General features: G+C 72.2%; 11 protein-coding genes and 1 tRNA gene. 8 read left to right on the top strand and 4 right to left on the bottom strand.

Annotation, left to right across the window (positions count from 1 at the left end; translation table 11 throughout):
• Positions 1-58 precede the first annotated feature (58 nt).
• Complete coding sequence (locus tag ACIQMU_RS21145) at positions 59-937, top strand: aminoglycoside phosphotransferase family protein (RefSeq protein WP_402689438.1); 879 nt, start codon at positions 59-61, stop codon at positions 935-937.
• A 188-nt stretch (positions 938-1,125) separates the two neighbouring features.
• Here ACIQMU_RS21145 and ACIQMU_RS21140 read toward each other — a convergent pair.
• A tRNA-Arg gene (locus ACIQMU_RS21140) sits at positions 1,126-1,198 on the bottom strand.
• Positions 1,199-1,407: 209 nt separating this feature from the next.
• Between ACIQMU_RS21140 and ACIQMU_RS21135 the strand changes: the two genes are divergently transcribed.
• The 3 genes from ACIQMU_RS21135 (at position 1,408) to ACIQMU_RS21125 (ending at position 5,487) form a co-directional block, all read left to right on the top strand.
• A complete protein-coding gene (locus ACIQMU_RS21135) occupies positions 1,408-2,034 on the top strand; it encodes an RNA polymerase sigma factor (protein WP_352240077.1) in 627 nt (208 codons plus the stop codon).
• A complete protein-coding gene (locus ACIQMU_RS21130; RefSeq protein ID WP_402689437.1) occupies positions 2,031-3,248 on the top strand; it encodes a CU044_5270 family protein in 1,218 nt (405 codons plus the stop codon). Before ACIQMU_RS21135 ends, ACIQMU_RS21130 begins: the two co-directional genes overlap by 4 nt.
• 430 nt (positions 3,249-3,678) lie before the next feature.
• Positions 3,679-5,487 carry a class I adenylate-forming enzyme family protein gene (locus ACIQMU_RS21125; RefSeq protein WP_352240075.1) on the top strand — a complete coding sequence of 603 codons (1,809 nt, stop codon included), beginning with the start codon at positions 3,679-3,681 and terminating at the stop codon, positions 5,485-5,487.
• A gap of 242 nt (positions 5,488-5,729) precedes the next feature.
• On the opposite strand, the gene ACIQMU_RS21120 is transcribed toward ACIQMU_RS21125, so the two are convergent.
• Positions 5,730-7,007 (bottom strand): M6 family metalloprotease domain-containing protein, encoded by a 1,278-nt coding sequence (locus ACIQMU_RS21120; protein ID WP_352240074.1) that lies wholly within the window; start codon positions 7,005-7,007, stop codon positions 5,730-5,732.
• 266 nt (positions 7,008-7,273) lie between these two features.
• On the opposite strand from ACIQMU_RS21120, the gene ACIQMU_RS21115 reads away from it, so the two are divergent.
• Positions 7,274-8,023, top strand: a complete 750-nt coding sequence (locus ACIQMU_RS21115; protein WP_352240073.1) for a TetR/AcrR family transcriptional regulator — start codon at positions 7,274-7,276, stop codon at positions 8,021-8,023.
• 401 nt (positions 8,024-8,424) lie between these two features.
• Positions 8,425-9,948: an MFS transporter gene (locus ACIQMU_RS21110; protein ID WP_352240072.1), complete on the top strand. Its 1,524-nt coding sequence runs from the start codon at positions 8,425-8,427 to the stop codon at positions 9,946-9,948.
• Positions 9,949-10,099: 151 nt separating this feature from the next.
• Here the strand turns inward: ACIQMU_RS21110 and ACIQMU_RS21105 are convergent, their stop codons facing one another.
• Entirely contained in the window at positions 10,100-10,612 is a 513-nt protein-coding gene (locus ACIQMU_RS21105) for a MarR family transcriptional regulator (RefSeq protein WP_356726989.1), read from the bottom strand.
• Between the two features lie 263 nt (positions 10,613-10,875).
• Here ACIQMU_RS21105 and ACIQMU_RS21100 point away from each other — a divergent pair, with 263 nt between their 5' ends.
• A complete protein-coding gene (locus ACIQMU_RS21100) occupies positions 10,876-11,658 on the top strand; it encodes a dioxygenase (protein ID WP_402689436.1) in 783 nt (260 codons plus the stop codon).
• Between the two features lie 65 nt (positions 11,659-11,723).
• Here the strand turns inward: ACIQMU_RS21100 and ACIQMU_RS21095 are convergent, their stop codons facing one another.
• Complete coding sequence (locus ACIQMU_RS21095; protein ID WP_402689435.1) at positions 11,724-12,839, bottom strand: questin oxidase family protein; 1,116 nt, start codon at positions 12,837-12,839, stop codon at positions 11,724-11,726.
• Positions 12,840-13,413: 574 nt separating this feature from the next.
• Between ACIQMU_RS21095 and ACIQMU_RS21090 the strand changes: the two genes are divergently transcribed.
• Complete coding sequence (locus ACIQMU_RS21090) at positions 13,414-14,415, top strand: RNA polymerase sigma factor RpoD/SigA (RefSeq protein WP_402689434.1); 1,002 nt, start codon at positions 13,414-13,416, stop codon at positions 14,413-14,415.
• Positions 14,416-14,515 lie beyond the last annotated feature (100 nt).

Here is a 14,515-nt window from a genome sequence, read left to right as displayed (position 1 = left end):
GAGGGGCGAGGGCGGGAGACGCGTTGTGCGGTCCGGCGGCACCTGGTTCGATCGCCGCATGATCACTGAACCGTCGCTCGTACGCGGCCTGGTCGCCGCCCAGTTCCCGCACTGGGCGGACCTGCCCGTGGTGGCGGCCGACGCGAGGGGGACCGCGGACGCGATCTACCGTCTGGGCGCCGACAAGGCCGTACGGCTGCCCCGTACCGAGGGCAGCGCCGCCGACGTGGCGTTGGAGCACCGCTGGCTGCCCCTGCTGGCTTCACAGCTGCCCTTCCCCGTGCCCCTGCCCCTCGCCCAGGGTGCTCCGGCCGAGGAGTTCCCCCGTCCCTGGTCGGTCTGCACCTGGCTGGACGGCACGAACCCGGCCCCCGGCGACGGCACTTCGGCCTCCGAACCGCTTGCGGCAGACCTGGCGGAGTTCGTGCTGGCACTGCGCCGGGTCGACCCGGCGGACGCACCGCCCGCCTACCGAAGCGAATCTCTGTCCTCGCGCGACACAGCGACACGGAAGGCACTCGCCGCCCTGGACGGCGTCCTGGACCAGGCGAGCGTCACCGCCGCCTGGAACGAAGCGCTGGCAGCCCCGCCCTTCACGGACCCGCCCGCATGGGTGCACGGGGACCTTCAGCCGGGCAACGTCCTGACCGCGGACCGCCGCCTCACCGCGGTCATCGACTTCGGCTGCACCGGTCTGGCCGACCCCGCCGTCGACCTCATCGCGGCGTGGTACCTGTTGACGGCCGGGGCCAGGGAAACGTTCCGTACGGCGGTGGGGGCCGACGACGCCAGTTGGGCGCGCGGGCGCGGATGGGCCCTGTCCATCGCGCTGCTGGAACTCGCGCACTACCGGGAGACGAATCCGGTGATGGCGGAAATCGCGGCGCACGTGATCGACGAGATCCTCGGGAAGGGGCCGGAGGACGCCCGGGACTGAGGCGGAAACCCGGGGGAGGGAGCGGGTTCCCTCGCGCCGCAGGGGCGACGGGGCATTCCCGTCGGCGCGGAGAGCATGACGTGCCCGCACCGGATTCCCGGGGCGGCGCTGTCACTGACGCGCACACAGAACGCCTGCCGCCCATCGGGACGGCAGGCATCGGACGCTTCTGACCTGCTGTTTCTCTGTGCCCCCGGCAGGATTCGAACCTGCGACACCCGCTTTAGGAGAGCGGTGCTCTATCCCCTGAGCTACGAAGGCCGGGATACATCGGAGGCCCCGTCGTGAAGACTGGGCCGCCGCCCACAGTGTAGCGGGTGAGGTGAGTGCGGTTCCTCGGGTTTGCGGGCGCGTGCCGGGCCGTCCGTGCCGCTCGCGTCTTGGGTGCCGGCGCTTCTGGCGGGCGTGCTGTGACGTACGTCACGGGAACGTGTCCGGGTGGGCGGACAAGTCAGGGAGTGAACTACTCGATGCACGCGCGTATCCGGGCGGGGGATCCCGACGCCTTCCGGGAGCTGTTCCGCGATCATGCCCGGCTCGTCTACCGGCACGCCGTCCGGATCACCGGGGACTGGAGTGCGGCCGAGGACGTCGTGTCGCTGACGTTTCTGGAGGCGTGGCGGCTGCGGGGGAAGCTGCGGGACGAGGGGGTGAGTCCCAGGCCCTGGCTGATGGGCATCACCGTCAATGTGTTGCGCAACACGGGACGCGCCGCCCGGCGTCATGAACGGGCGCTGGCCAGGGCCCCGTTGCGGGACGTCGTTCCCGACTTCGCCGACGAACTCGTCGGGCGGATCGCCGACTCCGAAGAACTCGCCGCCGCGAAGCGGGCGTTGGCGCAGCTGCGGCGGACCGAGCGGGAAGTGTTCGCGCTCTGCGTGTGGTCCGGTCTCGGGTACGGGGAGGCCGCGGAAGCGCTCGGCGTGCCGGTCGGCACGGTGCGGTCCCGGCTCTCCCGTGCGCGGTCCCGGCTCCGTCGGCTCACCGACAGCGAATTGCGCCGGCGGGGCGGCGGGACGGAACCGGGCGGGGCGAGCGGACAAGTACAAGGTGGCCGCACCACCGCGGCCCGGTCGAACGAGGAGACAACCCGATGATCCGCAATTCCTGGCGGCGGCGCGATGAGCCGCTCGACCGCGCGGAACTGGCCCGGCTGCTGCCGCCGCCCGGTGATCCGGAACTTTCCTCCGACCGTCTGAGCGGCCTGGAGGAGCACCTGATGACCGAGATCCGGAACCTGACGCCCGATGCCGCGCCGGACGCCGCGCCCGATGCACGGCCCTCCGGTGTGTACGGGAAGGCCCGCGCCCCCCGGCCGGCCCGTGGCTCCGCCCGACGCCCGGTTCTGGCGGGTGTGGGCGCCACCCTCGTCCTGGCAGCCGTCGCCGGGATCGCCGGACTCAACGGCGGCGCCGGCGGTCCGGCCGCCGCCGGCAGCGCGGTCGCCCCGCCCGTCCCGGCCGCTCCGCCCTCCGGGGCCGTGCCCGCCCCGGTCGTCCAGGTGGCCCGGGGCAGTGCCGAGGGGGTGGCCGGAGCGGTGGACGACATCGCCGGGGCGGCGGCGAGGGCGGAACTGCCCGAGCCGCTTCCGGGGCAGTTCCTGTACGTCCGGAGCCAGGTCTCCTGGATGGTCTCGTGGGAAGGCGTCGACGGGAAGAACAAGAGCTATGTCGACAAGATCCATCCTCGCGAGGTGTGGATGTCTCCCGACGGTGCCGAGGGCTGGCTGATGGAGCCCTACAAGGAGGGCATCGGTCGCGACGGTGTCACGCTGGACGACCCCGGGAGCGTGGAGCCCTCGCTCAACGCGCCCAGCTACCACTATCTGAGGACCCTGCCCACCGACCCGGACGTCCTGCTCAAGAAGATCTACGACGAGACGAACGGGCAGGGAAACGGCCCCGACCAGCAGGCGTTCAGCACCATCGGTGACCTGCTGAGGGAGCAGGTGCTCCCGCCGGAACTGGCCGCCGGTCTCTACCGTGCCGCAGCCCGGATCCCCGGTGTGGTCCTCGTCGACGACTCCGCCGACGCGGCCGGCCGGCACGGGGTTGCCATCGCGCGTACCGACGAGGCGGACGGCGCGCGCACCGAGTGGATCTTCGACCGTGAGACCTACACGTATCTGGGGGAGCGCACCGTCCAGACGCGTGATGTCGAGGGCGTCAAGGCGGGCACGGTCCGGGGCCACACGGCCGTGACGGACCGGGCCGTGGTCGACGCCATCAAGCAGCGCCCGGCGGCCCCCGCGCCGGTCCCGGGGGCAGGCGGCGAGTCTGCTCCGGCCGCTGCCCCGTCCGCCGGAACCTGACCTTCCCACGTCCGCCCGCCGGGGGCGGCGGGCAGGTCGGAGTGGTACGGGCGCGGTGAGGAAGCCGGTGCCGTACCGGCACAACGGGGGCGGGCTGGACAGGCGCCGGCGCGGTGACCACGGCCGCCCCCACCCTGTCCCCGCACGCACGGGCCCCTGACCCGCACGGCCGCCCCCTCCCACGCAAGCTCGCCCCCGCCCACGCAAGCTCGCCCCCCCACGCAAGCTCGCTTCACCTCGCATAACGTCCCCCGCCCCCGCCCGTCCCCCGCCTCCGCGCAAGTGGCCTTGGCGTCGAGGCCCCGCCCGCATAGCGTCCGCGTAGCAGCCAGCGTCAGCGCGAGAGAGGCCGTCCGTGCCGCACCACCGCCCGTCCCCGCCCTCACCCGTAACCTCGTCCCCGCCCCTGACCCCGTCCCCGCCTCCGCTTTTGTCCCCGCCCCCGTCCCCGTCCCAGGCCCCCGAGGACGCCGACGCCCGGGCGGAGCGTGCCCGGCGCGCCGCGCGCGTCGAGGCGTCTCTCACCGCGCCGGGCGCGCCCTTCGCCGTGGTCATCGGTGAGCGGGGGACGCCGGAGTACGCCGACGGGCCCCGCACGCTGCGGGAGTTCGTGGAGACCACCTGGGCCTACGGGGACACGCCGTTCCTGATCGCCGGCGAACAGCGGTACACCTACGCCGAGTTCTTCGCCGCCGCCTCCGCCCTCGCCGTACGCCTGCGGGAGGAGTACGGGCTGCGCTCCGGCGACCGGGCCGTGATCGCGATGCGGAATCACCCCGAGTGGCAGATCGCCTTCTGGGCCGCACAGCTGGCCGGCCTCGTCGCCGTACCGCTCAACGCCTGGTGGACCGAGGACGAGTTCGTCCACGCGCTGGACGACTGCGAGCCCGGCGTGCTCCTCGTGGACGGGGAGCGGCTGGGGCGGGTGGCCGACTGGGCCCGGCGGACCGGGACGCGCGTCGTGGTCTTCCACGGCGAGGGGGCGACGGCGGGTGGCCCTCAGGGCTCGCTGGACGAGGTCGCGGGGCTGCGCGACGAGCTGGACGAGGACGCGGGGCTGCGCGTCGAGCGGTACGAGGAGTTCCCCGCGCCCGATCCGCTGGCCGCGCCGCCGGATGTGGACCCCCGGCCCGAGGACGACGCCACCATCCTCTACACCTCCGGCACCACCGGCCGGCCCAAGGGGGCGGTGGCCACCCATCTCGCGCAGGCCGGGGCCGCGCTCAATCCCCGTTACCACGCGGCGGCCTCCGCGTGGGCGCGCGGAGTCATTCCGGGGCAGGGGCCGGCGCCGGTCTCCCTGATGACCTTCCCGTTCTTCCACGCCGCGGCGTTCACCGGCTTCTACGGCGCGATGGCGGCCGGCGGGACCCTCGTCCTGATGCGCAAGTGGGACGCGGACGAAGCGCTGCGCCTGATCCGTACGCACCGGGTCACGCACTTCTCCGGGGTGCCCACCACCGGGCTCCAGCTGCTGGACGCCGCCGAGCGGGCGGGGGACGGGCTGGAGAGCCTCGCCCTGTTCAGCACGGGCGGAGCCGCCGCCCCGCCCGCCCTGGTCGCCCGCCTCACCGCCCGGTACGGCCACCGCGTCGAGCCCCGCAACGGCTACGGCCTCACCGAGACCAGCGGCGGGGTCCTCGCACACTTCGGCGACGAGTACCGTGCCGAGCCCGGCGGCGCGGGACGCCCCTCCCCCGTCACGGAGGTGAGGGTCGCCGGGCCCTCGGGGGAGGAACGGCCGGAGGGGGAGCCGGGAGAGCTGTGGCTGCGCGGCCAGTCCCTGTTCCGCGGGTACTGGCGCGACGCGGCGGCGACCGAGGCGGCCTTCCGCGACGGCGGCTGGTTCCGTACGGGGGATGTCGCCGTACGCCGCGAGGGGCGGGTCTCCGTCGTCGGCCGGCTCAAGGACGTGGTGATCCGGGGCGGCGAGAACGTGCACTGCGTCGAAGTCGAGGGCGTTCTGTACGACCACCCCGACGTGGCCGACGCCGCCGTCCTCGGGATCGCGCATCCGGTGCTGGGGGAGGAGGTGGCGGCCGTCGTCCGGCTCCGCGAGGGAGCCGGGGTCACCGCGGGGGCCCTGCGCGAGCACGTCGGCGGGAAGCTCGCCGCCTTCAAGGTGCCCTCCCAGGTGCTGTTCACCGACGAGCCGCTCCCGCGCAACGCCACCGGGAAGCTCCTCAAGCACCGGGTCCGGGCCCTGGTGGAGACGGCCGCGCCGTCCGACGAGGCGTAGAGCCCCGTACGCCGTGCGGGGTGGCCGTGGCGGGTCGATCCCCGTACCGGTACCCGTGCCAGCGACGCGTCCCGGTGACGCGTGCCCGTGACTCGTTACTCGTACCCGCGCTCAGGCCGTGGAGGGTCCTACGCGCGGGTGCGTGCGCGGACGCGGCTGCGTCAACCGCGCCCGCGCCCGCGCACGCCACGCACCCGTGCTGCGGGCCACGCACCCGCGCTGCGGGCCACGCACCCGCTGCCTCAGGGGCGCGTGACCCGTATCCGGTAGGTGCCGTCGTCGTCCTCGTCCAGTACGGATATCCGCACGCCGTTGGCCCGGTCGGTGAAGGTCTGGCCGGGGCGGAACGGCGCGTCCGAGAGTTCCGCGTGCACATTGGGGCGGCGGGTGCAGCCGCCGCTGTCCTCGGTGGCGTCGGCGACGGACACGGGGCCCTGGCCGGTGTCCACGTCGGAGCTCACCTTGTAGATCAGCACTCCGGGACGGCAGACCGCCTCGTCGTTGCCCGCCGCCGTGCGGACCTCCACGGCGTAGCCGGACCGGTCGCTCAGCGGGACGAAGGCGAGCTTGGTGCCGCCCTCGGTGGCCAGCGGGCCGAGTGTGTGCTCGCTGACGCCGGGTGCCGACGCGCAGCTGATCTGCTCGTTGTCGAGCCAGCCGAGCTTCCACTTGTGCCAGGCCAGGAAGTCGTTGTTGGCGCCCCAGTCCTCGGACATGATGTCCCAGTGCCCCACCGAGCCGCCGCCCTCCATCGTGTAGAGGTCGGGCAGCCCGAAGACATGGCCGTTCTCGTGCGGCAGCACGCGGTAACCCGTCTCCGCGTACGAGCCCGACCCGTCGTCCTGGCGGCTGTAGACGAACGACGTGTTGGAGAGCGGGACGCCGTCCGCCGTCGGAGCCTCGTCGTTGCCGGAGAAGGTCACCGAGAGCACGGTGTCCAGCGCGGAGGGGCCCGCGTTCGGGCTGACCAGGACGTTGACCAGGTCGTACGCGGAGAAATCGACCCGGGGGTCGGCGGCCTCGACGAGGTCCTTCACCAGTTGGCGGTAGCCCGGCTCGAACGGTGAGCCGCGTTCTATCCCGTACTCCGTGAAGGGCATCGGCATCCTCAGCCACTCCTTGACGGGAACCTCGGGCCGGTAGACGAGCCGGCCGTAGGAGCTGGTCGTGAACCACTCGGAGGTCTGCGGGAAGAACTCCGCGTACCGGTCCACCGCGGGTTCCGTGCCCTCCGCGTCCGGGAAGTCGATCATCAGGTTGAGCGCCCTGACCTCGCCGGTCGACCGGGCGTAGCCGGGCGGGGTCGGCAGCCCCTCGGACATCTGTACGCCCATCGCGGCGGAGATCCGGCAGGGGGCGAGCGCGGAGTCCTGGGTGGTGGCCGCCGGGCCCGCCGAGGCGCGGCCGGTGGTCGGAAGGGTGGTGCTGGCCGAGGCCACGGCCGCTATGACCAGCGCGGTCGCTCCGGCCAGGGCGATCGGGTGGCGGTGTCTGCGTATCCGGTGGCGGGGCTGCTGCATAGAGGCGCCTTCGGGTCCGCGGCAGTCGGCCGACTCTGACTGCGCTCTGGCGATCAGCCTGTGCCGGGTGGTCCGGGGCCGCTCGCTGGGTGCGCCGATCGGAGGGTTTTTCTTCCGTGCGGGGGTGACTCAGGTCACAGGGGTGCGGGAAATAAGCGGGGACCCGCTCCCCGTTTGCACACGTGTCCCCCGCTAAACGGGGAATCGGCCCCCGGTTACCGGCAGGGGCCGACCGGCTACTCAGGGGGAAGGGGAGGAAGGTCGTCGTGGAGACCGTCGCAGAGAACAGTGCCGAGAGCCGTGCAGAGAACGAGAACAGCGCGGGGAACAGTGCCGGGAGTCGCGCCGGGAGCGGTGGTGCGGACAGTGGCGAGAAGGCCGCGTCGGCAGGGCAGTGCCGCACGGCCCGCCCGCGGGCCGACGCATTGCGCAACCGCGAGCGGATCGTCACGGCCGCACGCGAGCTGTTCGTCGAGTTCGGACCGGACGTGGCCCTGGACGACGTCGCGCGCCGGGCGGGAGTCGGCAACGCCACGCTCTACCGGAACTTCCCCGACCGTGCCGCCCTCACACACGAGGTCGTCCTCGCGGTCACCTCCCGCACCACACTCCGGGCCGAAGAGGCCATCGCCGCGGAACCCGACCCGTTCGCCGCGCTGAGCCGCTTCGTGCACGCGGCCGCCGACGAGCGGATCGGTGCCCTGTGTCCGATGCTCTCCGGCGTCTTCGACAAGGACCACCCCGAACTGCTCGCCGAGCGCCGACGCCTCGAAGAGGTCGTCGAAGGGCTCGTGGCGCGCGCCATGTCCGCGGGGCGGCTGCGTACCGACATCGCCGTCGGTGACGTACTCGTCGCCCTCTCCCAGCTCACCCGGCCGCTTCCCGGTATCGCCTGCCAGGGCATCGACCGGTTCACCCACCGCCATCTGCAGCTGTTCCTGGACGGGCTGGAGGCACCGGCCCGCTCCGAACTGCCCGGATCGGCGGCGACCTTGGAGGACCTGCGGCGCCCGTGACGCCCCGCACCGATCCGAACCTTCCGACCCCGCCCGGGGACAGTCCTGAAGGCCGGCCCCCGGCCCCCGGGTCCGCCCCCGAGCCTGACCCGAACGGCCGGTCCTGAGCGACCAGCCCGCAGGCCGGATCCGACGGCCAGGCCCGACGTCAGTCCTGAGGGCCTGTCCCGGCGGTCTACGGCTCAACCGGTAGCGCCCGCGGGCGTCCTGCCGGTCGCCCGACGCCTATCCGTCAGCGGGAAACGGCCTTCCGCGGACCCTCGTGTCCACGTGCATGTCCACATGTCCACGTCCTACGTCCCATGTCCCACGTTCTCCCGTCGCGCGTACACCAGCACGTACCGCCGACGCCCATTTCGCGACGCCTCGGCGCCCTCGCACGTCCTTAGGTGACTACACCCATGTCAAAAACGGCTGACACCGTCCTTCCTGATCCGAGCCGCTGGAAAGCCCTGGCCTTCATCGCGCTCGCCCAGCTGATGGTCGTCCTCGACGCGACCATCGTGAACATCGCGCTGCCCTCCGCCCAGACGGACCTCAGCATCTCCGACGGCAACAAGCAGTGGGTCATCACCGCCTACGCCCTGGCTTTCGGCGGGCTCCTCCTGTTCGGCGGCCGGATAGCCGACCTCTGGGGACGCAAGCGCACCTTCGTCGTCGGTCTGATCGGCTTCGCGCTGGCCTCCGCGCTCGGCGGGGCGGCCCAGAACGAGGCGATGATGTTCGGCTCCCGGGCCCTCCAGGGCGTCTTCGGCGCCCTGCTCGCCCCGGCTGCCCTGTCCCTGCTCGCCGTGATGTTCACCGATGCCAAGGAGCGCGCCAAGGCGTTCGGTATCTACGGGGCGATCGCCGGTGGCGGTGGCGCGGTCGGGCTCATCCTCGGCGGCTTCCTCACCGAGTACCTGAACTGGCGCTGGACGTTCTTCGTCAACATCCCGTTCGCCATCGTCGCCGCCGCGGGCGCGTACTTCGTCATCCGTGAGCCGTCGGGCGCCCGCAACCGCGCACCGCTGGACATCCCCGGCGTCGTGCTCTCCACGCTCGGCCTGGTCGCCCTGGTGTACGGCTTCACCCGCGCCGAGTCGGCCGGCTGGTCGGACACGCTGACGGTCTCCATGTTCATCGCCGCCGTCGTGCTGCTGGTGGCCTTCGTCGTGACCGAGGCGCGCGTGAAGTCGCCGCTGCTGCCGCTGCGCGTCCTCACCGAGCGCAACCGGGGTGGGGTCTACCTCTCGCTGGGGCTCGCCATCATCGCGATGTTCGGGCTGTTCCTCTTCCTGACCTACTACCTCCAGGTCGTGAAGGGCTACTCCCCGGTCAAGACCGGCTTCGCGTTCATGCCCATGATCGTGGGCATGATCACCGGCTCCACCCAGATCGGCACCCGGCTGATGACCCGGGTCCCGCCGCGCCTGCTGATGGGCCCCGGCTTCCTGGTCGCCGCGGTCGGCATGCTGCTCCTGACCCAGCTGGACCTGAACACCAGCTACGCGGCCGTCATCCTGCCCGGCATGCTGCTGCTCGGCCTCGGTATGGGTACGGCGTTCATGCCGGCGATGTCCCTGGCCACCCACGGCATCGAGCCGCGGGACGCGGGAGTCGCCTCCGCGATGGTCAACACCTCGCAGCAGGTCGGCGGCGCCATCGGTACCGCTCTGCTGAACACGATCGCCGCGAGCGCCACCACCGCGTACGTCGCCGATCACGCGGCCCGCGCCACGGACCCGAAGCTCCTGGAACTCCAGGCCATGGTCAGCGGTTTCGCCGCCGCGATCTGGTGGGCGGTCGGCATCCTCGTCGCCGCCGCGGCCATCGCGATCGCCCTCATCAACACGGGCCGCCCCGGAGCGGGGCAGGACGGGCCGGACAGCGCGTCCGACGCGGGCGCCGAGGAGGAGTGGAAGATCCCCGTCGTCGCCCACTGACGGCCCTGAGGGATCGCTGACGGACCCGACGGTCGCTGCCGGCCTACGGGAGCCGGGGCGCCGGCCGCTACCGCCCGGCGGCGGATCCGCTTCTTCGCTCTCCGCCCTGGTCCGGCTCCGTCCATCTGCCCTGGTTCCGCTCAGCGACCGCTCAGCGGAGCCAGGGCAGATCCGCGTCCGCGCCCTCCGGCTCCAGACCGGTGGCGAGCACCCGCATGATCTCCCCGAGGCTGCTCGCCTGTTCGGGCGTGAGCCGGTCGAACATCGCCTGCCGTACCGCCTCCACGTGGCCCGGCGCCGAGCGGCGGAGCATCGCGTAACCGTCGTCGGTGAGCACCGCGTTCTGGCCGCGCTTGTCGGAGGGGCAGTCCTCGCGGCGTACCCAGCCGTTGCGTTCCAGCCGGGCGATGGCGTGCGAGAGCCGGGAACGGGTGATCTTCGCGTTCCGGGCCAGTTCCGTCATCCGCATCCGGCGGCGGGGGGCCTGGGAGAGCTGGACGAGGAGCCCGTAATAGGTGTGCGGCATGCCGGCGTCGCGCTGCAACTGGCGATCGAGATGGTCCTCCAGCAGCGTGGTGGCATGCAGGTAGGCGCGCCAGGTGCGCTGCTCCTCGTCGGTGAGCCAGCGCGGCGCGCCGGTGGATGCCGTGGTCATGTACTCCACTGTACGACCTTTTCTTGAAAGTTTAACTAGATAGGGCTAAGGTCTCCGAAGGTAGGAACTTGAATTTTCAAGAAACCTGCCTCGGGAGATCCCGGCGAGGGGTCCGCGGGAATTCCACAGGGCCCCTGAACAACGATCCCCCGGATGACCTCGGGAAACTCGCGTTCGGACGAACGCGTGGCCGGATTCTGGTGCCTTGCGCGTCCGGAGCGGCGCTCGTCGCCGTGAAGTCCGGGGCCCTCGACCAATCGATGGGGAGTGCCATGACAGCCACCGCGGAGCGGATGCCCGCCCTCTACCTCTCGCACGGCGCACCGCCGCTGGCCGACGATCCCGTCTGGCCCGGTGAACTCGCCGCCTGGTCCGCGGGGCTGCCCCGCCCCCGCGCGATCCTGATGGTCTCCGCCCACTGGGAGGAGGCGCCGCTCGCGCTCGGAGCCACCGGGACCGTTCCGCTCGTGTACGACTTCTGGGGCTTCCCCGAGCACTACTACGGGGTGCGGTACGCGGCTCCCGGCGCGCCCGCACTCGCCGACAGCGTCCGCAAGCTGCTGCGGGGCGCCGGTACGCCGGTCCAGGACATCCCGGACCGCGGCCTCGACCACGGGGCCTACGTACCGCTCGTGGAGATGTTCCCGGACGCGGACATCCCCGTACTCCAGATCTCGCTGCCGACCCTCGACCCGCAGAAGCTCATGGACATCGGGCGGAAACTCGCCCCCCTGCGCGACGAGGGCGTGCTCATCGTCGGCAGCGGCTTCTTCACTCACAACCTGGCCGCTCTGCGACACCGGGGCGCCGGTGTTCCCGGCTGGTCGGCGGAGTTCGACGACTGGGGGGACCGGGCGCTGCTGGCCCAGGACATCGACGCGTTGATCGACTTCGAGCACGCGTCGCCGGCCGGGAAGCTGGCCCACCCGCGCACCGAGCACTTCGCGCCCCTGTTCGTCACGCTGGGCGCGGCCGAGAGCGATCTCGACCGGGGACGGACCGTCATCGACGGCTTCTGGCTGGGGCTGGCGAAGCGCTCGGTGCAGTTCGGTTGAGGGCTGAGGGCTGAGGGCTGAGGGCTGAGGGCTGAGGGCTCAGGACTCAGGGCTGGGCTCAGGGGTCACGCCGGATCGCTCCAGAAGGCCGGTGGGTTCAGCTCGATGGCGCGTCGAGCGGCGGAGAAGGCGAGCGCGTCGCCCACGTCCAGCGCCGTGTCGGTGAACTTGATGGTGTGGTCGTCGCCGTGCGCCGCCGCCCGGGCGAACAACTCCCCGGCGTCCGGGGCGCCCCCGGCCGGAGCCGGCACCGGGGACCCCTCGCGGGGTGCGTAGGCAGCGGTGACCGCCGCGCTCGCCGCCCAAGCGGCATGCAGGCTCGGGGCCCACAGCTCGCCCGGGAGGGCCGGCAGGGTGCGCAGGACCGCGTTCGGCGCGGTCGCCGCGTGGACCAGCATGATCGGCTCGCCGTGCGCGTGGGTGGCGTACCGGTGCGTCGAGGCCCGTACCAGCTCCCGGAGCGCGGACCGGGCCGCTTCCGGCCCGACGGTCTCCCGGGCGAGGCCGGGGACGGTCTCCTGCGCGAGGCCGGGTACGGAATCCCGCCCCGGCCCCGCAAGAGTGTTCCGCCCCGGCGCCGGCCAGTCCGGGAAGCCGGTCAGCTGCGCGAACCGGTCCCGGACGCCGCCGCTCCGGTCGGCGATCAGCGGCACCCGGTCCAGCGCCGCCGCCGCGCCGGGCGCCGGGCCGAGAGGCACCAAAGCGGGCAGCGGCTGGTGCCGGGCTGCCCAGTAGCCGAGGGCGTGGGCCAGCTCGCGGACGCGCGGGGCGCTCTCCTCGCCCGCCAGGAGGGTCCGTACCGAATGGCCCACTCGGATCACCGGATGCGTGGCGCCCGCCGCGATGCCCGGCAGCAGCCGGGGCCACCACTCGGCGAGCACGTCGCGCCAGGGGCTGTCGGTGACCCTCCGCTCGAAGTACGCCGTCCAGTCGGCGACACGGCGTGGATCGCCCAGCGCCTCTCGCCAGTTCCGCGCGGTCACCGGCGAGACGGTGCCCGGCATCTCCTCCAGCTTCGGACGGTAACGGTCCAGCCAACGGTGCACGGCCGAAGCCTGACCGTGCCGCACCAGGGCCTCCACGGCCATCGGTGCGTGATTGCTGAGCCAGCCGTCGCGCTCAGGGCCCGAGATGTGGATGCGTTCCAGTGCTTCGTCGAGAGTGCCCGTGGTGTCGTCCATGCCGATCACGGTAGGCAGGCGCGGGCCACGACGGATCGGGCTGCGGTCCCGGTCGGCCTCGGGCCGCGGTCCTGGTCGGTCTGGGCCTGTGGTCCCGGTCGGCCTCGGGCCGCGGTCCCGGTCCGCGGGGCCGGCCCACCCCGCCGCGACGGGCGGCCGAGCATCGGACGAGGCCGCGGACGGTGCGGCCATCCGCCCAGCACGTCACCACTGTCCGGAGCAACCCGAGCGCCGTGCTGTTCGTCCTTCGGGGTGGGAGCACGGCCCTCCGGGCATCGGCTCGACCGGCCGGGGAAGAGGGAGGCACGTGTGTGAGCGCGGCCTCATGAACGCGGTGATCCCGGGTACCCGGCCGGAGAGCCGAAAAGAAGCCGGCCGGCCCCCGGTACAGGCTCTGACCTGCGCGTCCGACGGAACCAGGAAGCGCCGCCCAGCGGTCAGGGGCGGACAGGGTACTGCATGATCGCGAAAGTGAATGGGCGGCATGGGAATTCTGTCCGGATTCCAGTCGTTGTTTCCATCGGATGCAGGGCACCCGGAAGGGTGTCGCGACCTACTCAGCAAGGGAGCACGCATGGCAACCCGTGCCGTCGCCCGTCGTACGTCCACCACCTCCGGTGGGACCGGCCGGGCAAGCAGTGTTCGCGCCACGGGCGGGGAAATCGCCGATCGCGACCTGGTCGGCATGTACCTGGACGAGATCGCCCGCACACCGCTGCTCGACGCCGCCAAGGAAGTCGACCTCTCCCAGACCATCGAGGCGGGCGTCTTCGCCCAGCAGATTCTCGACGGTCAGGTGGAGAGCGGTGCAGGTGACGCGAAGCGTGAGGAGCTGGAGGCGCTGGTCGCCGAGGGCGAGCGCGCCAAGGACATATTCATCCGTTCCAACCTCCGGCTCGTCGTCGCCGTGGCCCGCCGCTACCCGCGTGCCGGGCTCCCTCTGCTCGACCTGATCCAGGAGGGCAACGCGGGTCTGGTGCGCGCGGTCGAGAAGTTCGACTACGCCAAGGGCTTCAAGTTCTCCACGTACGCGACCTGGTGGATCCGGCAGGCCATCACCCGGTCCATCGCCGACCAGTCCCGCACGATCCGGCTCCCCGTCCACCTGGTGGAGGAGCTCGGCCGGATCCGCAGGGTCCAGCGGGAGTTCAACCGCGAGCACGGGCGCGACCCGGAGCACGCGGAGATCGCCGCCGAGCTGGATTCCAACGCCGAGCGCGTGGGCAACGTCCTGGACTGGGCCCGCGACCCGGTCAGCCTCAACATGTCCGTGGACGACGACGGCGACACCCAGTTCGGCGACCTCCTGGAGGACACCTCCGCCGTCTCGCCCGAGCAGTCCGTGATGACCCTGCTCCGCAGCGAGGAGCTGGAGGACCTGATCGGCAAGCTCGACAACAGGACCGCCTCGATCATCAAGATGCGGTACGGCATCGAGGACGGCCGCGAGCGGACCCTGACCGAAGTGGGCAAGCAGCACGGCCTCACGCGGGAGCGGATCCGCCAGATAGAGAAGCACGCGCTCCTCGAATTGAAGCGAATGGCTCACGACACGGGCTTTGACGCTGCGGCGTGAGCCAATAACCCGTAATCTCCCCATCAAGCCGGTTCGCACCGGCCGACCGACCGGGTCGTTCCGGTCACCCGACCGGTTTTCACCGGTCCCTGAGCTGAGC

Origin of the sequence: Streptomyces sp. NPDC091649 (genome assembly GCF_044756785.1) — a bacterium.
Classification (GTDB): Bacteria; Actinomycetota; Actinomycetes; order Streptomycetales; family Streptomycetaceae; genus Streptomyces.
The sequence above is the reverse complement of the archived record's forward strand: the minus strand, read 5'-3'. Positions and strand labels throughout refer to the sequence as shown.

What these genes read in the sequence shown, in the direction of transcription:
- ACIQMU_RS21145 (WP_402689438.1), top strand. Translation starts at nt 59, where the DNA reads ATGATCACTGAACCGTCGCTCGTACGCGGCCTGGTCGCCGCCCAGTTC.
- ACIQMU_RS21135 (WP_352240077.1), top strand. Translation starts at nt 1,408, where the DNA reads ATGCACGCGCGTATCCGGGCGGGGGATCCCGACGCCTTCCGGGAGCTG.
- ACIQMU_RS21130 (WP_402689437.1), top strand. Translation starts at nt 2,031, where the DNA reads ATGATCCGCAATTCCTGGCGGCGGCGCGATGAGCCGCTCGACCGCGCG.
- ACIQMU_RS21120 (WP_352240074.1), bottom strand. Translation starts at nt 7,007, where the DNA reads ATGCAGCAGCCCCGCCACCGGATACGCAGACACCGCCACCCGATCGCC.
- ACIQMU_RS21110 (WP_352240072.1), top strand. Translation starts at nt 8,425, where the DNA reads ATGTCAAAAACGGCTGACACCGTCCTTCCTGATCCGAGCCGCTGGAAA.
- ACIQMU_RS21100 (WP_402689436.1), top strand. Translation starts at nt 10,876, where the DNA reads ATGACAGCCACCGCGGAGCGGATGCCCGCCCTCTACCTCTCGCACGGC.
- ACIQMU_RS21095 (WP_402689435.1), bottom strand. Translation starts at nt 12,839, where the DNA reads ATGGACGACACCACGGGCACTCTCGACGAAGCACTGGAACGCATCCAC.
- ACIQMU_RS21090 (WP_402689434.1), top strand. Translation starts at nt 13,414, where the DNA reads ATGGCAACCCGTGCCGTCGCCCGTCGTACGTCCACCACCTCCGGTGGG.